Source organism: Limimonas halophila, assembly GCF_900100655.1.
In the GTDB taxonomy this organism is placed as follows: Bacteria; Pseudomonadota; Alphaproteobacteria; order Kiloniellales; family Rhodovibrionaceae; genus Limimonas; species Limimonas halophila.
This window is the reverse complement of record NZ_FNCE01000020.1, coordinates 1-17300: the sequence shown is the minus strand read 5'-3', so window position 1 is coordinate 17300 and position 17300 is coordinate 1. Positions and strand designations below refer to the sequence as shown.

Genomic DNA, 17300 nt, shown 5'->3' with positions numbered 1-17300 from the left:
CATCGATTCCCTGCTGATGGGCTTCGGCCTCGCCGACGATCGCATGCACAGCCCGAACGAGAAGTTCGAGGTCCGCTGCTTCGAGAACGGCATCAAGTCCCACGTCGCGCTGCTCGACCGCATGGCGCGCGGGGTTGGCACCTAGAGCATCGTGCGTGAAATCGTGTTTCCCAACGAACCAGAAGCGTCGGGATAACGCCATGTTTTTCCAGTGCGAGCAGTTTGCGCGCCTGCGGCGCGCGAGCCTTGCGGCTGTCCACGCACGAGCAAGCAGAATCACGCCGGGATGGCCACGGCGGCGTGGGCGTGACACCCCGAACAAGCTGATTCTGCTTTACGGCGATCTGCTCTAAGGCGGGCTTCACGGTCGGTTGCGGCACGCCGTGCACAGGTTTTCCACAAGAGTTGTGACGGCCTGGACGGTTCGCCGATCCGGCGGCGCTTCATAATGCCTTGATATACAACGAATTTTGGACACGCGCGTGCGTCGGGTGCGACGTCGGGCCGGCGCACGCGCGTGTTCGGCTGCATTTTCCCCAGATTTGTCCACAAGCCGTGGAGTCGCGCTTACCCCGTCACGCGCCGGCCGGCACCCAGCATGCGGCGGGCGGCGCGGGCGGCCCAGGCGCGCTGATCCGCGCTGGCGTGCAAGGCGGGTGGATCGTCGCGCCCCACGAGCGTCGCGAGTCCGAGGATGTGCGCGTCCTGATCCACGCGCAGCGGGTCCCGGCGCGGCGTGACGAGTCCGTGCGCGATGAGGCGGTCCCCCGTGCGCTCCACGGGCGTCTGTTGCAGCGGCGTGCCGCGGTGGGACAGGCGGTGGCTCAGCCAGCGGTGGAAGCGCGCGGGCAGGGAGGTGCCGCCGCCAGCGCCCGGCACCGGCACGATCTCCACCGGCTGCCCGCTGGCGCAGGCACGCGCCAGCCGCTCGGGGCCGCCGGCAGCAACCACGAGCCGGTCAGCGGCGCCGACGATGCCCCGGTCCGGCCGCGCCGCGCCATTGCTCTCCGGGTCCAGGTCAGTGCCGTCCGCCGGCGTCGCGCACAGTGCCGTGCCGCCCAGAGACTCGGCGCGCGCGCGGGCGTGGGCTTCCACCGGCCGGTCCGACTCGGCCGAGCCGTCGGCCCACCACACCACCCAGGGGCGCGGGGCATCGCCCAGGCGGTTGCACGCCCGCGCCGCCGCGTCGTCGAGCCCGGCGCGCGTCCAGGTGGTGGGCGGCAACGGCAGGTACGCGACCGTGGGGAACAGCGGCAGGCGGTCGGCGGCCGTGGTCAGCACGAGGTCGAAGGCGGAAACGTCGGCGTGCGGCTGGCCCAGGTGGATCAGCCGCGTGCCGTTGCCCGCGCGGGCCTGAACGTGTCGTGCGGCCCGCGCCCCCACCTTCCCGGTGCTGAGCACGACATCCGGCCAGCCACCGTCGCCGGCCGTGGCTGGGGCGGCCGACGTCTCCGTCACCGTCCAGCCCATCTCGGCGGCGAGCGCGCGCATCGGGTCGGGGTCGGCGCCGTTCTCCTGCAGCAACCAGGCGTGCCGCGACGCGCCGGGGGCGTCGGCGGCGTAGACCTCGGTTGGGGCTGCCCGGCCGCTGCCGCGCTCGACGGTGTCCAGCACCCAGCTCACGTCCGGGAAGCGGTGCGCCACGCGCGCGATGCGCTCGCGGTACCACGCGGCCGTGCGGCGCACGCCGTGCGGTTCCACCCGGGCCCTGGCGCGGTCGGCACGCACGGCGAAATAGGCCAGCGCGTCGGCGTGGCGGAAGGTCTCGGCGATCAGCCAGGGCACGTCGTCCGGCGGCGCGCGGTCCAGCAGGTTCACCGCGGCCACGGCGTCTCCGCGCGGCCAGTCGGCCGTCGCGGTCGCGTCCATGGACTCGACGTGTTCCGCCGGCAGTTCGGGCGCGCCGCTGTCGCCGCCGGCGTGAACGCGCACGAGCCGCTCGACCCCGGCGTCGGCAACGCGCGTGTGTGCTGCCTGCGAGGCCCGGGTGAGCGTGGGATCGCCGGCGTCCTGCGCCGCGGCTTCGCGCGCAAAGCGCGTGAAGTGCTGGCTGGGCGCGCCGGGGCCGAACAGCTCGAATCCGCGCGCATCGGCGTCGCGTTCCAGGCGGTGCCACACCATGCCCCAGGGGTTGGGGTGATAGGTGTACTGCCCCGGAAACGGCCGCCACGGCTGGCGGTTCAGCTCGGTGTAGTGGACGACCTTGCTCTCGCCCTCGCGCAGCTCGTCGTCGCGGGCGTTCCAGCCGGGATCGAGCGGGCCGGCGTGCCCGGCTTCGACGGCGGCGTTGATGAGGCTGCGCTTCGTCCCGCGGGCGGCGGCCTCGCGGTTCCACACGCCGGCCATCGCCTCGCAGTCGAGCAGCATCACCGAGGTGTCGCGCGGCGAGACGGCGAGATAGCCGTGCCCGGTCATGGGCAGGTCGAACAGCTCGGCCGGGTCGGTAAGGTAGATCTGGTCGACGTCGTTGTAGATCGCGCGGCCCGAGCGCCCGGCCAGATCCGGGATGGCGTAGCGGTAGAGCGTGAAGCCGGTGCGCCAGCGCCGCCGGTCGAAGCCGGCCAGGTTCTTCATCAGGTGGATCTCGTAGGTCCGCGCCGGGTTGCGCGCGCACGCCACGGAATGGACGAAGATGCGCTCGGCGCGGTCCTGCCCGTCCTCGGTGCCCAGGAAGATGCGCACGGGCGGGCGCGGGTCCGGCTCGACACCCGGGTCCGGCGGCAGGACGATGCGGTCGGGGTGATCGCGGACGACCTGGGGTCGTGCCTGATGTGGTCCTGCCATCCCGCCCTCGCGGCCTGTCTGCATCGGGTCGGCGCCGGGGCGCCGGAAATTGCGTTGCGAAAGTCTAGGCTGGCGCATGGGTGCGGCCAAGGGCGACCGCTTGTTGGGTGTGGGTCGCGCACCAGCGCTGGTCCGGTCAATCGTGCGACATGCACAACCCGGTGCGGGGCGCGCCGGGCCGCTGCGGCATTCCGTCACCCCGCGGGCGCGCGAGGTTCCGGCGACGCCGTGGCAGGGGCGCATTTTTCGATCTTATTCAACGACTTAACCTCGAACGCGCGGCGCGGCGGCGCGTGCCGCCAGCATCCAGGCCACAGGGTTCACCGCAGCCCGCGCGTGCTTCATCTTGTGCGGTGTTGCGCCGTCATCTAGGTTCCTGCGCCAGCCCTGGCAGCGCGGCGGCGCCGCCGGGAACCACGTATGGAACCGCACGCGAGCGACCACAAAGCGATCGGGGCGCAGGCATGCAGACACGCACTGCCCGGTCTTTCGGGATGAAGCATCTGGCGGCCCTCGGCGCGGGCAGCGCCGCCCTGGGCACGGCAGCGGGCGCGGCCGCGCGGGAGGTCGGAAAGCCGGAGCCGTGGCAGCTCGGCTTCCAGGAAGCCGCCACGCCGATGATGGAGCAGGTCCAGAGCTTCCACACGATGTTGCTCGTGATCATCACGGGCATCGTGATTTTCGTGGTGGCGTTGCTCGGCTATGTGTGCTGGCGCTTCAGCGAGCGCCGCAACAAGGAGCCGTCTGAGCGCACGGAAAACACCCTGATCGAGGTGCTGTGGACGACGATCCCGGTTATCATCCTGGTGGTGATCGCGATCCCGTCGTTCAAGCTGCTCTATTACCGGGACCACGTGCCCAACGCCGAGTTCTCGGTGAAGACGATCGGCAAGCAGTGGTACTGGGCCTACGAGTACCCGGATCACGGCGGCTTCTCGTACAACTCCTTCATGAAGGAAGCCGACGAGATCGATCCGTCGGAGGGCGAGCTGCGCAAGCTGTCCGTGACCGAGCCCATCGTCATCCCGGCGGACACGACGGTGCGCTTCCTGATCACCTCGACGGACGTGCTGCACTCCTTCGCGCTGCCGTCGTTCGGCATCAAGCAGGACGCCATCCCGGGGGAGATGAACCAGACCTGGGCGCGCGTCGACGAGCCGGGAATCTATTACGGCCAGTGCTCGGAGCTGTGCGGCGTCGGCCACGCCAACATGCCGATCGCGGTCAAGGTGGTCCCGAAAGACGAGTTCCGGAACTGGATCGAGACGAAGAAGGCCGAGGCCGGCGTGGGCGACGACGAGCGCGAGCTCGCGCAGGCCGATAGCGGCCAATAACGTGACGCGTGCGGTGCGTGCGCGCCGGCCCGGCCGGCGCCCTGCGCTCCGCCAAGGGCGAGGGAAGAGGTAGACCATGGCTGCTGAACAGGGTGCTTACGCAGCGCACGACGACCACGACCACAAGCCGGGGTTCGTTCGGCGCTGGCTGATGTCCACGAACCACAAGGACATCGGCACGCTGTACCTGATCTACGCCGTCATCGCGGGCATTCTCGGCGGGCTGTTCTCGCTGATCATGCGCCTCGAGCTCGCCGAGCCCGGCGTCCAGTACCTGATGGCCGGCGGCAGCCCGGACGGGCAGCTTTACAACGTCATGATCACGGCCCACGGGCTGTTGATGGTGTTCTTCGTCGTCATGCCCGGGCTGATCGGCGGCTTCGGCAACTGGTTCGTGCCGCTGATGATCGGTGCGCCGGACATGGCGTTCCCCCGCATGAACAACATTTCGTTTTGGCTGCTGGTGCCCTCGATCCTGTTGCTGCTGGCCTCGGCGTTCGTGGGCGAAGGCGCCGGCACGGGCTGGACGATCTATCCGCCGCTGTCGGGCGAACTCGGGCACTCCGGACCATCGGTGGACATGGCGATCTTCGCGCTGCACCTGGCCGGCGCGTCGTCCATCCTGGGCGCGATCAACTTCATCACCACCATCTTCAACATGCGCGCCCCCGGCATGACGCTGCACAAGATGCCGCTGTTCGTCTGGGGCATGCTGGTGACGGCCTTCCTGCTCCTGCTGGCGGTTCCGGTGCTGGGCGGCGCGATCACGATGCTGCTGACCGACCGCAACTTCGGCACGACCTTCTTCGAGGCCGCCGGCGGCGGTGACCCGGTGCTCTTCCAGCATCTCTTCTGGTTCTTCGGGCACCCCGAGGTCTACATCATGATCCTGCCGGCGTTCGGGATCGTGTCGCAGATCACGGCGACCTTCTCGCGCAAGCCGATCTTCGGCTACCTGGGGATGGTCTACGCCATGGTCGCGATCGGCTTCATCGGCTTCATCGTGTGGGCCCACCACATGTTCACGGTCGGCATGGACGTGGACACCAAGGCCTACTTCACGGCGGCGACGATGGTCATCGCGGTGCCCACGGGCGTGAAGATCTTCTCCTGGATCGCCACGATGTGGGGCGGCTCGATCCGCTTCGAGACGCCCATGCTGTGGGTCATCGGCTTCATCGTGCTGTTCACGATCGGCGGCGTAACCGGCGTGGTGCTGGCGAACGCGGGCGTGAATCAGGTGCTGCACGACACCTACTACGTCGTCGCGCACTTCCACTACGTGCTCTCCATGGGCGCGGTGTTCGCGCTGTTCGCCGGCTTCTACTACTGGATCGGCAAGATGTCGGGCCGGCAGTATCCCGAGTGGGCCGGGAAGCTGCACTTCTACGCCACCTTCATCGGCGTGAACGTGCTCTTCTTCCCCATGCACTTCCTGGGGCTGGCCGGCATGCCGCGGCGCTACATCGATTACCCGGACGCCTACGCCGGGTGGAACATGGTCAGCTCCATCGGCGCCTACATCACGCTGGCGGCCACACTCTTCTTCGTCGGCATCGCGCTCTACACCCTGCTGTGGGGTAAGCGGGCGCAGGCGAACCCGTGGGGCAAGGGTGCCACGACGCTGGAGTGGACGGTGTCCTCGCCGCCGCCGTTCCACACCTTCGAGGAGCTGCCGCGCGTGAAGTAAGCCGCGGCCAGCCCGCCCGAACCCGGCCCCGGGACGTGGCAGCCACGTCCCGGGGCCTTTCCCGTCCACCCGTCGACCGCGAGGGACCGAAGGCGCCGTGAGCGACGCCAGCATCCAGCCCAACAGCACCGTGGCCGATCCCGCCGGCGTTCGGGAGTTTCTGGATCTCCTCAAGCCGCGCGTGATGACGCTCGTGGTTTTCACGGCCGTCGCCGGCATGGTGGCGGCGCCGGGCGAGTTGCACCCCGTGCTCGCGGGCATCGCGGTGTTGTGCGTTGCCGTCGGGGCCGGGGCGGCCGGCGCCATCAACATGTGGTACGACCGCGACATCGACGCGGTCATGCGCCGCACGGCGCGGCGGCCCATTCCCGCCGGGCGCATCGCGCCGGAGGAGGGGCTGGCCTTCGGCCTGGTGCTCACCCTCTTCGCCGTGATGACGATGGGCCTGGCCGTGAACTGGACGGCGGCGGGGCTGCTCGCGGGGGCGAACGCCTTCTACGTGTTCGTCTACACGATGTGGCTGAAGCGGCGGACGCCGCAGAACATCGTCATCGGCGGCGCGGCGGGCGCGTTTCCGCCCATGATCGGCTGGGCCGCGGTAACGGGCGGTGTGAGCCTGGAATCGGTGGTGCTGTTCGCGCTCATCTTCCTGTGGACGCCGCCGCACTTCTGGGCGCTGTCGCTCTACACCGACGGCGACTACGGCCGCGCGGGCGTGCCCATGCTGCCGGTGGTCTCGGGACGCCGGGCGACGAAGTGGCAGATGCTGGCCTACACCCTGGTGCTGCTGCCGCTGGCGCCGGCGCCGGCGCTGCTGGGCACGGCGGGGCCGCTCTACGGCGCCGGGGCGACGGTGCTGGGGCTGATCTTCGTGGTTTCGGCCGTGCGCGTGCTGCAGGACACGGACGGGCGCGAAACCGCGGCGCGCCGGATGTTCGGGTACTCGATCCTGTACCTCTTCCTGGTGTTCGCGATGCTGATTCTGGACGGCGCCGCCCTGGGGGCGGCATAGGGGCGAGATGGCGAACGGCGATCCGGACGGTCCGCAGGTCGAGTGGACCAAGGAAAAGCGCGAGGAGTTCCGCCGCAAGCGCCGGGGCCGCAACTGGGCGCTCCTGGCGGTTTTGCTGGCGTTCGTGGTACTGGTCTACTTCGTGGCGTTGATTCGCATGGGTGGCGGCTGAGGCCGCGTCGAACAGGCACAAGGGCGAGAGGGAGACGATGGCGGAGGCCCATCACGAACAGAAGCATCCCTACCATCTGGTCGAGCCCAGCCCGTGGCCGCTGGTCGGCTCGATCGCGGCCGGTCTTCTGGCGCTCGGCATCGTGTTCTTCATGCACGACATCAACTCTTGGCTGATGTATCTCGGCGTCATCGCCGTGCTCGGCACGATGGCCGGGTGGTGGCGCGACGTCATTCACGAGGCCGAGTACGAAGGCGCGCACACCACGCTGGTCCAGATCGGGCTGCGCTACGGGATGGTGCTGTTCATCGCCTCCGAGGTGATGTTCTTCGCCGCCTTTTTCTGGGCCTACTTCAACGGCGCCCTCTTCCCCACCGCGGAAATCGGCGGCGTGTGGCCCCCGCCGGACATCAAGACCTTCGACCCCTTCAGCGTGCCGTTCCTGAACACGCTCATCCTGTTGCTGTCGGGATGCACGGTGACCTGGGCGCACGAGGCGCTGCGCGAGGGCGACCGCACGGGGCTGCTGCAGGGGCTGGCGCTGACGATCGTGCTGGGGCTGATCTTCTCCAGCCTGCAGGCTTACGAGTACGCACACGCGGCCTTCGGCTTCGGCGACAACGTCTATACCTCGGTCTTCTTCATGGCGACGGGCTTCCACGGCGCACACGTCATCATCGGGACGCTCTTCCTGATCGTGTGCTTCGCCCGCGCCTGGGCAGGACACTTCAAGCCGGACCATCACTTCGGCTTCGAGGCCGCCGCGTGGTACTGGCACTTCGTGGACGTCGTGTGGCTGTTCCTCTTCACCTTCGTCTACTTCTGGGGAAGCCTCTAGGGCATGATGAGGTCGGATCGGAACGATGCGGGCTCTGGACAGCCTGCGCCGGCAGGCTCGCGCGCCGCAGGCGTGCAATCATGCCCGCATACCAAAGAGATGGAGTGCGATGAGGCGCGCAGACTAAGTCTGCGTTGTCTCATCGCGCGCTAACCCGCGATGTCTTGGCACGAGAGCCAACCCCGCGTCTCCCCGGTCACCGCGGGCCTGCGCTGCCGCTGCCCGCGGTGCGGGGAAAGCCCCCTCTTCGACGGGCTCTTGCAGGTCCGCCGGCGCTGCGGCGTCTGCGGCCTGGACCTCCGGGCCGCGGACAGCGGCGACGGGCCCGCCGTGTTCATCATCCTCATCCTGGGCGCGGTGGTCACGCTCGCGGCAATTCTGCTGGAGTCCGCCGTGGGGCCGCCGCTGTGGGTACACGCGGCCCTGTGGCCGGTCGTGATCGTCGCCGGGGCCATCGGCATGCTGCGCCCCGCCAAGGCGCTCCTGATCGCGCTGCAATACCGCTACAACGCCCGCGAGGCCGGCCTGCACGATGACGGGTGAGCCCGGGCGTGTGCGCTTCCGGCCCACCTTCTGGGCGACCGTCGCCGTCGTCCCCGCGCTGATCCTGCTGCTGGGCCTGGGTGGCTGGCAGGTCCAGCGCATGCAGTGGAAGCAGGACCTGATCGCCGACATGCGCGCGCGCATGGACGGTCCCGCCATCGAGCTGCCCGGCCCCGGGGCCGCGTGGAAGACGGTGCGCTTCCGCCGGGTGGAGCTCACCGGCGAATTCCTGCACGACCGCGCCCTGCACCGCCTGGCGCAGACCCATCGCGGCGCGCGCGGCTTCGACCTCATCACCCCCATGCGCCTGAGCGACGGCCGCACCGTGCTGGTGGACCGCGGCTGGCTGCCCATCCGCATGCGCGAAGACGGGGGTGTGCCGGAACGCGTGCGCGTCGACGGGCCGGTGACGATCGAGGGCATCGTCCGTCGCGGCGGCTGGCCGGGAGCGAGCTGGCTGCGTCCGGCCAACGACCCGGCCGGCAACGAGTGGCTGTGGATGGATCTGCCGCGCATGGCGCAGCAGGCGGGTCTGAGCGATCCCGTCACCCACCTCTACGTCGAATCCGTCGCCCCGGCGGCGAGCGGGCGCTTTCCCATCGCCGAGCGCCCGCGCGTCACCCTGCCGCAGAACCACCTGGGCTACGCCATCACCTGGTTCGGGCTCGCCGCCGGGTTGCTGGCGATCTACGTCATCTTTCACTGTCGCCGCGAACCGTCGGGAGAACCGCAGACATGAGCGACGCGTACCGCGAGCTGGAGCGCCGTTTCGCGCGCATGGCCGCGCTTGGCGAGGCCGGCGGCATGCTGAACTGGGATGCCCAGGTGATGATGCCCTCGGGCGGCGCCGAGGCGCGCAGCGAGCAGCTGGCCGCGCTCGACGTCACCGCGCACGAGATGCTGACCGACCCGCGCGTCGGCGAGCTGCTGGACACGGCCGAGCAGCACGCCAACGCGCTGGACGGCTGGCAGCAGGCCAACCTCGCGGAGATGCGCCGGCAGTGGCGCCACGCCACCGCGGTGCCGAGCGCGCTCGTGGAGGCGCTGACGCGCGCCACCAAGCAGTGCGAGATGGTCTGGCGCGAGGCCAAGCCGGACTCCGACTTCGCCCGCGTGAAGCCCTACCTGGGCGAGGTGCTGCGGCTGGTGCGCGAGGAAGCGGCGGCCAAGGGCGAGGCCCTGGGGTTGTCGCCCTACGACGCGCTGCTCGACCAGTTCGAGCCCGGCATGCGCGCCGAGCGCGTCACGCAGATCTTCGACGATCTGGCCGGCTTCCTGCCGCACTTCCTCGACGACGTGCTGCGCCACCAGGCGGCCGGCCCCGCGCCCGAGCCCCCGCAGGGCCCGTTCCCGCAGGCGAAGCAGGAGGCGCTGGCGGCGCGGCTGATGCGCACGATGGGGCTGGAAACGGCGCACAGCCGGCTGGACACCTCCTCCCACCCCTTCACGGGCGGGGCGCCGGACGACATCCGCATCACCACGCGCTGGGACGAGCGGGACTTCACGACCGGCGCCATGGCGGTGATCCACGAAACCGGCCACGCGCTGTACGAGCGCGGTTTGCCGGGGGACTGGCGCCGCCAGCCGGTGGGCGAGGCGCGCGGCATGGCCCTGCACGAAAGCCAGGCGCTGCTGGCGGAGATGCAGGTTTCGCGTGGGGAGCACTTCCTGCGCCACGCGGCGCCGGTCATGCGCGAGGCCCTCGGCGGCTCGGGGCCGGCGTGGGAGGCCGACAACCTGCACCGCCTCGCCACGCGCGTGGCGCCGGGCTACATCCGCGTGGACGCCGACGAGGTCACCTATCCCGCCCACGTCATCCTGCGCTACCGCCTGGAGACGGCGCTGATTTCCGGCGACATGCCGCTGGACGAGCTGCCGGGCGCGTGGAACGCCGGAATGCAGGACCTGCTCGGCATCACCCCGCCCGAGGACCGGCTGGGCTGCCTGCAGGACATCCACTGGTTCGACGGCGGCTGGGGCTACTTCCCCACCTACACCCTGGGCGCCATCGCGGCCGCGCAGCTCTACCGCGCCGCCTGCACGGCCGAGCCCGGCATCCCGAGCTACCTGGAACGCGGCGACGTCAGCCCGCTGCTCACCTGGCTGCGCGAGCACGTGCACGGCCTCGGCTCAAGCCTGTCCACCGACGAGATCCTGCGCCGGGCCACGGGCCGCGGCCTGGATGTCGAGGCGTTCAAGGGCCACCTGCGCGAGCGCTACCTCGCGCCCTGAAGCCCGGTAGCGGTGCGGCGCGGCGGGCGCCACACCCACCGCGCGTGGCCGGGCGACGTGTGGCCTCTTTAACGCTTCTTTTAGGTGGTCGGGGCTATACGGGTCGGGTTGGCGACAGCACGGTGCGTGCTGCCCGTGGAGGGGCCGCCCGTGTGTGCGGCCTGCAAAAGGGCGTGCCCGGATGAGCGACTCGACGCCTGCCGAGGACACCACGACGTTTTTTCGCGACCGCCAGGACACCGGCGACACGGTCGCGAAGTGGCAGGAAATGCTGACGGTGCTGGCGCGCGTTTACGAGGCGCCGGCCGCCTTCGTCGTCGAACAACAGCCCCAGGGCTATCAGGTCGCGGCGGCGAGCGGGCAGGAGTCGAACCCCTATCCGGGGGGCACGATCGTGCCGCCGGAGACCAACATCTTCTGCAAATCGGTTATCCGCAGGCAGGCGCCGCTCTACGTTCAGGACGCGCCCGTCGACCCCTTCTGGGACACCAATCCGGAGGTCCACGACGACGGCTTTCGCTCGTATCTGGGCCTGCCCGTGTACCGTCCCGACGGCTCGCCCTTCGGCACGATCTGCGTGATGGATTTCGGCGCCACGGATTACACGACGCCGTTCCAGGATCTGATGGTGCCCTTCCGCGACGCCGTGGAGCGCGACCTGAACCTGCTGGAGCGCACGCGCGAACTGCAGGAAGCCAAGTACGCGGCCGAACGGGCCAACCGGGCGAAGTCCATCTTCCTCGCCAACATGAGCCACGAGCTGCGCACGCCGCTGAACGCGGTCATGGGCTTCTCGGACATGCTGCGCAACCAGCTTGCCGGCGAACTGCCCGAGCGTGCCCGCGGCTACGTCGAGGACATCCACGCCAGCGCCAGCCACCTGCTGGATCTGGTCAACGATGTGCTGGACGTCTCCCGCATCGAGGCGGGCCAGCTGGAACTGCGCGAGGAAAGTTTCTGTCCCGGCAAAGAGGTCGCGGAGGTCCTGCGCCTCACCCGCCAACGCGCCCAGGCCCGCGGCGTGGCGCTCAAGGCGGACACAATGCCGGCGCTGCGCCTGTATGCCGACCGGCGCGCGGTGCGGCAGATCCTCATCAACCTCGTCGCCAACGCCATCTCCGCCAGCCCGGACGGGGGCATCGTGCGCGTCACCGGCGTGCAGACCGGCGACGGCGGGTTCACCTTCACCGTGGCCGACGAGGGTCCGGGCATGAGCGCGGCGCAGCAAAAGCGACTCTTCGCGCCGTTCCAGCGCGACGAGTCCGTGCGGCTGACGCGCGGCCGCGACGAGGGGGCGGGCCTTGGCCTGCCGATCAGCCGGCGGCTGGCCGTGCTGCACCGGGCCGAGATCGAGGTCGACTCCGAGCCCGGCAAGGGAACCGAGATCCGCGTCGCCTTCCCACCCAATCGCGTCCAAACGCCGGAAGCGGCCTCCGCCTGACCCCGCGTTACCCGTTCAGCCAGGCTTCCAGCTCCGCCGGCGGCAGCGGCTTGCTGAGATGGAAGCCCTGGGCCTCGCGGCAGCCGATGTCGCGCAGGAAGGCGTAGGCCCGCGCGGATTCCACACCCTCGCCGACGACGTGAAAGCCCAACCCGCGCGCCAGGTCGGCGATCTTGTGGGTGAGGAAGCGGTCCTGCTCGCTGGAGTCCAGGCTGAGCACGAAGGCCTTGTCGATTTTCACGATGTCGGCGGGAATCTTGGTCAGATAAGCCATGTTGGAATAGCCGCTGCCGAAGTCGTCGATCGCCACCTCGATTCCCAGCTCGCGCACGCGTCGCAGGTTGGCGAGCGTGGTGGCGTTGTCCGGGGAGACGGCGCCCTCGGTGAACTCGAATTCCAGCATGGCCGGATCGACGCCGTGCCGGTCCAACAGCGTTTGGACGCGCTCCAGGAAGTCGGGCTCGGCGAGGTTGCGGGGCGAGACGTTCACCGAAACCTTCATCGCGTGGCCGGCGTCGTGCCAGGCGCGCGCCTGCCGGATCGCGGTTTCCAGCACGAAGGCCGTGAGCGGCTGGATCAGGGCGGTGGTTTCCACCAGCGGCATGAACTCCCCGGGCGACACCCAGCCCAACTCGGGGTGGTGCCAGCGGATCAGCGCCTCGGCGCAGCCGCAGCTGTCCGAGGTGAGGTCCAGGCGCGGCTGGTAGTGCAGGCGCAGCTGGTCCGAGGCTTCCAGCGCCTTGGGCAGATCGGTCAGGATCCGGAACGCGCGCTGGTGCGCGGCGTCGGTGTGCGGATCGTAGTAGGCGAAGGCATCGCTGCGGTTGCGGCTGTCCTGGGCCGCGGTCAGGGCCGCGCGCAGCGCCTCGGCGGGGCTGGTCACGTCCGCCGCGAGGTTGACCAGGCCCACCCCGACGTTCGACCGGATGGGGATGTCCTGCACGACGAGCGGGTCGGCGAACGCCCGGTCGATGGCCTGGGCCACGTCCTGGGGGGCGCGGGCCGCGTCCCGGTTCACCACGAAGGCGAGGCTGAGGACGCTGACGTGGAAGATCCGGGTGTCGCCGTCGAGACAGGCGGCCACGCGGTCGGTGCCGGCGCGGATGAAGTCCTCGGAGAAGGCATGGCCCAGGGCGCGCAGCACGGCGTTGAAGTGATGCGCGTCCGACAGCGTGACCAGCACGAGGGTGCGCGGGCGGGTGTCCGCGCGCATCCGGTCCAGCGCCGCCGAGAGATGGTCCAGAAAGGGGACCCGGTTGGGCAGGCGCGTGACATGGTCGTACTGGCCGATCGCCTCGTGCAGATGGTCCGGATCGGCCCGGGGAAACGCCGCCGCCAGCGCGGAGTCCGCGGCCTGCCGAGACAGGGATCGCCAACCGGATGTCGCCATGACGCGGGGGCCTCGGGGTCATGGTGGGTGCGTGATCGGGGAAACCTATCACCCGAAGGTGAGACGATGCCATTGCGTGTGCGCCCGGCAGCCCTGTCCGGGCACCGCAGGGATTCCCGCGGAAAGCTTGTGCGGGTGAGCACGGTGGACCGGCGCGGCGCTTGCGCTAACCGGCCGTGATGACGGGCTTGAGCATGTGGGCGGCGCGTTGCAGCGTGTCCGTGACTCGTTCGGGGTCGGGAGCGTGGGCGAAGATGAAGCCGAGGTAGCGGTCGCCGTCGGGAAGCGGTCGAACCGGCGTGCCGGGCGCAACGGTGACGCTGATCTCGTCCACGCCGTCGAGCGCGCGCGCTTCGTCCAGGCCGTCCATGCGGGCGAACACCCCGGCCTCCGGCACCGGCAGCATCATCACGCCCACGGGCGCGGCCTCGCGCGCAGGGGGGTCGGGGACGCGGCCCAGGGCGTGGCGCAGGATCAGCGCCTCCAGGCTGAGTCCCGTGCCGAAGCGCAGCACGCGCCCGCACAACCCGCCGATCGAGCGCGGCGCCACTTCCAGCGGCACCGGCCCCTCGTCGGGGGTCAGGCGCAGCTCGGCGTGGATCGGCCCCTCCGCAAGCCCCAGCGCGGCCACCGCCTCTTCCGTGCGCCGGCGCACCGCCGCCTGGGTTTCATCCGGCAGGCGCGAGGGCGTGGTGAAGATCGTCTCCTCGAAGGTGGGGCCTTCCATGGGCTCGGGCTTGTCGAAGAGCGCGAGCACGTGGAGCGTGCCGTTGAGCAGCAGCCCTTCCAGTGCAACCTCGCCGCCGGGCAGATAGGCTTCCGCCACGACCTCGCGGCTCGGGTTCAGGCCCGTGGCCGGATCGGTGTCGGCGGCGATGGCGCGCACGCGCTCCAGCGCCGGGGCGAAGTCGCCGCTGTCCTCCACCTTCAGCACGCCGCGGCTGCCGGCCAGTCCCACGGGCTTGAGCACGGCCGGGTAGTGGTTGATGCGCCGCGCCGCCTCGGCGCCCGTCTCCTCGGGTGAAATCACGCGGTAGGTCGGCTGCGGCACGCCGGCGGCCCAGAGGGCTTCGCGGAAGCGTGCCTTGTGGCTGGCCGCCGCGGCGGCGCCGGGCGGGTTGTGCGGCAGGCCCAGGGCCTGGCTGGCGCGCGCGGCGACGGCCGCCGTGCCCTCGTCCACGCCCACGATGGCGGCCAGCGGCTGCCCGGCGTGGAACGCGGCGATCTGCTCGGCCGCAATCTCGGCATCGCTGAGATCGACGTGCAGCCCGCCGCCCGTGAGCTGGGCGAGCACGGGCGCGCGGTCGGACCCGACCACGACGGGCACGTCCTCGGCCCGCGCGGCCTCCAGGAAGGCCTCGGCGCGGTAGGAGGTGGTGGGAATGAGCAGCAGAACCGGGTTCATGGCCATCCAGCCGGGGACCGCGGCGCGCCGCCGCTACACCTGCGCCAGTTGCTCCTCGGTGGGCTCGGCGCAGCAGTACCAGGGCTCGCTCATCGCCGGCACGCCGCCCGTGTGGTGGGACACCGGCAGCGGCGGCGCGGTGCGCCCGCAGGCCGCGTGCGCCAGCTCCCAGATGCGCTGGAAGACGGCGCGCCGGCCCGCGCCCTCGCGCTCGCCCTGCTGCACGGCGTCGCGCACCTCGGCTTGCAGGGCGTCCGCGCGCGGATCGCCGGCCGACCAGCGGTAGGAGAGCTTCTCGGCGTCGAAGCCGTCCAGGTAGCGGTGGATGTCGTCCAGCTCCAGGATGCGGCTGCCCTGCGGGATGAGCAGGCGGATGGAAAGCTGGATGGGCGCCACGTTCTCGATCAGGTCCAGCTCGGCGAGAAGCTGCAGCAGGTCCAGGTAGCCCTCGGGCGTGGCCCAGGGATGGAAGGGGATGAAGGTGGGCGAGAGCGTCAGCCCCGCCGCGTCGGCCGCGCGCACGGCGGCGATGAAGTCCGCGCGCGTGTGGCCCTTGTCCAGCTTGGCGAGCACCTCGTCGTTCACGGATTCCACGGCCGTGGTGACGAAGAGGCAGCCGGTCGCGCGCAGGCGCGCCAGCTTATCCGCGTGCTGGTGCAGGTGCTCCACCTTGATCGTGGCGTCGTAGGTCACCTCGGGAAATTCTCCGTGGAACGCCTCCACCAGCTTGAGCGCGTGGCCGGGGCCGTTGAAGAAGTCCGGGTCGCCGAAGGTGATGTGCCGCGCGCCGTCGGCGATCTGGCGGCGGCAGTCCTCCAGCACGACCTCGCGCGAGACGATGAAGAAGCGCCCGTTGTAGACCGGCACCACGGGGCAGTGGCGGCACAGGTGCTTGCAGCCGCGCGAGGCTTCGGTGTAGCCGACCGTGACCTGCGAGCCGTCGCCGGGGTCGAGCGTGGCGTAGTTGTCCAGCGAGGGCAGGCCCTCGCGCCGGGGCACCTTGAAGCGGTGCTTGATGAGCGCCACGCCGTCGCCGCCGTCCCAGGGCTCACCGTGGGCGAGGTGGCGGTAGAGGCGCACCAGCTCGCCCTCGACCTCGCCGCCGAGCACGCTCTGCCCGCCCAGGGTTTCTCGCAGATAGGCGTCGTTGACGGGCGCGTAGAGCCCGTAGAAGCACAGGTGCGCGTCGGGATTGATGGCGCGGATCTTCGGAACCGCCGCGGCGGCGATGCGCGTGGCCGTGTGCATCGACAGATGGATGGCGATCAGCCCGGCTTCGGCGAGCGCGGCCTCGTCCAGGCATTCCACGGCCAGATCGGTGCAGGTCACGTCCGCGCCCTCGTCCGCCAGCCAGCGCGCCGGGCTGGCGAGGGCGAAGGGCTGATGGCCCAGCTCGTAGGTGGAGATCAGGCACACGCGCATCCAGCCACTCCCTGCTTGCTGGCGGGGAAGGTGGCACCGCCGCCGCGCGCGAACAAACCCAGGCGGCGTGGGGGTAAGCGACCCCACACGGCACGCGGTGGACGGGCGTGGGTGCGGCTGCTAGGTCACGCGGGCGTGAACCGCGCCACCTTCCTCCGTTTCGGAGTGTGTCATGTCCCTCGACCCGGCCCAGGTCAGCCGCGAGCTGGCGAACAGCCTGCGCCCCGCCGCGGCGCCCATCGCCATCCGCTTCCTGGCCGACGCGCCCGAGGGCGTGCCCGTGTTCGCCGAGGACGACGGCGGCGGTCCGCCCGTGGCGGCCGGGTGCGTGTTCTGGATGCACGCCGGTCAGCGCACCTTCGCGACCAAGCCGGCGGACCACGCCAATTGCAGCGTGGGCAGCTACACGCACGGGCTGGTGTCGCTCGGTGAAGCCGCCGGGCAGGGCGACGTGGCGGCGCTCGTGGACGCCGGCTGGGTGGCGGAGAGCGATCTCGCCCAGGTGCCGGCGATGGCGGAGAAGCCGGGCGCCATCGTCTACGGTCCGCTGGCGGAGTCGCCCGACGTGCCGGACGTCGTCTTCCTCCGCCTCAACGCCAAGGGCGCGATGGTGCTCAAGGACGCGTGGCCGCAGGCGCGCACGGAAGGCAAGCCGCAGTGCCACATCATTCCCATCGCCGCGCGCCACGGCGAGGTGGCGATGTCGCTGGGCTGCATGGTCTCGCGCGTGCGCACGGGCATGGGCAACGACGAAATGACCGCCGCCATCCCCGGCCATCGCCTGGTCGAGGTCGTGGATGCCCTCACCCGCGCCCGCGCCGCCGACGAAGCCGTCGCCGCGTACGCGGCCCAGGACATGACGGCGACCGGCACGGCGCCGGGGAACGCGTGATACCTAATACGAGTGGACATGGAGATAGAATCATAAGAGTGAAGTTTGAACCGCCTCATCTCCGTAGGAAGCTGCGGCATCGGCGGGTTGGTCCTTTCTCCTTTCAGGAGAAAGACAGAATGAGGCCATATACCAAAATCAATAT

14 protein-coding genes are annotated in these 17300 nt (G+C 70.4%); 10 read left to right on the top strand and 4 right to left on the bottom strand.

Features of this window, described 5'->3' with window-relative positions; translation table 11 throughout:
- Nucleotides 1-567 precede the first annotated feature (567 nt).
- On the bottom strand, nt 568-2784 hold the full coding sequence (locus tag BLQ43_RS13895) for an ELM1/GtrOC1 family putative glycosyltransferase (RefSeq protein WP_176758698.1): 2217 nt from the start codon (nt 2782-2784) through the stop codon (nt 568-570).
- Between the two features lie 464 nt (nt 2785-3248).
- Here BLQ43_RS13895 and coxB point away from each other — a divergent pair, with 464 nt between their 5' ends.
- From coxB to BLQ43_RS13855, 9 genes are all read left to right on the top strand, one after another.
- Nucleotides 3249-4118 carry a cytochrome c oxidase subunit II gene (gene coxB / locus BLQ43_RS13890; RefSeq protein WP_090022494.1) on the top strand — a complete coding sequence of 290 codons (870 nt, stop codon included), beginning with the start codon at nt 3249-3251 and terminating at the stop codon, nt 4116-4118.
- A 76-nt stretch (nt 4119-4194) separates the two neighbouring features.
- Nucleotides 4195-5808, top strand: a complete 1614-nt coding sequence (gene ctaD, locus BLQ43_RS13885) for a cytochrome c oxidase subunit I (protein WP_090022490.1) — start codon at nt 4195-4197, stop codon at nt 5806-5808.
- 97 nt (nt 5809-5905) lie between these two features.
- Complete coding sequence (locus BLQ43_RS13880) at nt 5906-6820, top strand: heme o synthase (protein WP_090022487.1); 915 nt, start codon at nt 5906-5908, stop codon at nt 6818-6820.
- 7 nt (nt 6821-6827) lie between these two features.
- The gene (locus tag BLQ43_RS14705; protein WP_176758697.1) at nt 6828-6992 is read left to right on the top strand and encodes a cytochrome c oxidase system small membrane protein; all 165 of its coding nucleotides are present in this window, start codon (nt 6828-6830) and stop codon (nt 6990-6992) included.
- A gap of 37 nt (nt 6993-7029) precedes the next feature.
- Nucleotides 7030-7830, top strand: coding sequence for a cytochrome c oxidase subunit 3 (locus BLQ43_RS13875; RefSeq protein ID WP_090022483.1), 801 nt, complete (start codon nt 7030-7032; stop codon nt 7828-7830).
- 159 nt (nt 7831-7989) lie between these two features.
- Complete coding sequence (locus BLQ43_RS13870; protein WP_090022480.1) at nt 7990-8373, top strand: DUF983 domain-containing protein; 384 nt, start codon at nt 7990-7992, stop codon at nt 8371-8373.
- Nucleotides 8363-9112 (top strand): SURF1 family protein, encoded by a 750-nt coding sequence (locus tag BLQ43_RS13865; RefSeq protein ID WP_090022476.1) that lies wholly within the window; start codon nt 8363-8365, stop codon nt 9110-9112. The genes BLQ43_RS13870 and BLQ43_RS13865 overlap by 11 nt, the downstream gene beginning before the upstream one ends.
- Entirely contained in the window at nt 9109-10605 is a 1497-nt protein-coding gene (locus tag BLQ43_RS13860; RefSeq protein ID WP_090022473.1) for a carboxypeptidase M32, read from the top strand. The genes BLQ43_RS13865 and BLQ43_RS13860 overlap by 4 nt, the downstream gene beginning before the upstream one ends.
- 181 nt (nt 10606-10786) lie before the next feature.
- A complete protein-coding gene (locus tag BLQ43_RS13855; protein ID WP_090022469.1) occupies nt 10787-12046 on the top strand; it encodes a sensor histidine kinase in 1260 nt (419 codons plus the stop codon).
- A gap of 7 nt (nt 12047-12053) precedes the next feature.
- Here the strand turns inward: BLQ43_RS13855 and BLQ43_RS13850 are convergent, their stop codons facing one another.
- The 3 genes from BLQ43_RS13850 to BLQ43_RS13840 all read right to left on the bottom strand — a co-directional run bounded on the left by BLQ43_RS13850 (nt 12054) and on the right by BLQ43_RS13840 (nt 16263).
- The gene (locus BLQ43_RS13850) at nt 12054-13436 is read right to left on the bottom strand and encodes a putative bifunctional diguanylate cyclase/phosphodiesterase (RefSeq protein WP_090022466.1); all 1383 of its coding nucleotides are present in this window, start codon (nt 13434-13436) and stop codon (nt 12054-12056) included.
- Between the two features lie 166 nt (nt 13437-13602).
- A complete protein-coding gene (locus BLQ43_RS13845; protein ID WP_090022461.1) occupies nt 13603-14841 on the bottom strand; it encodes an ATP-grasp domain-containing protein in 1239 nt (412 codons plus the stop codon).
- Between the two features lie 33 nt (nt 14842-14874).
- The gene (locus tag BLQ43_RS13840) at nt 14875-16263 is read right to left on the bottom strand and encodes a CUAEP/CCAEP-tail radical SAM (seleno)protein (protein WP_090022456.1); all 1389 of its coding nucleotides are present in this window, start codon (nt 16261-16263) and stop codon (nt 14875-14877) included.
- 172 nt (nt 16264-16435) lie between these two features.
- On the opposite strand from BLQ43_RS13840, the gene BLQ43_RS13835 reads away from it, so the two are divergent.
- Complete coding sequence (locus tag BLQ43_RS13835) at nt 16436-17155, top strand: DUF169 domain-containing protein (protein ID WP_090022452.1); 720 nt, start codon at nt 16436-16438, stop codon at nt 17153-17155.
- Nucleotides 17156-17300: the final 145 nt, after the last annotated feature.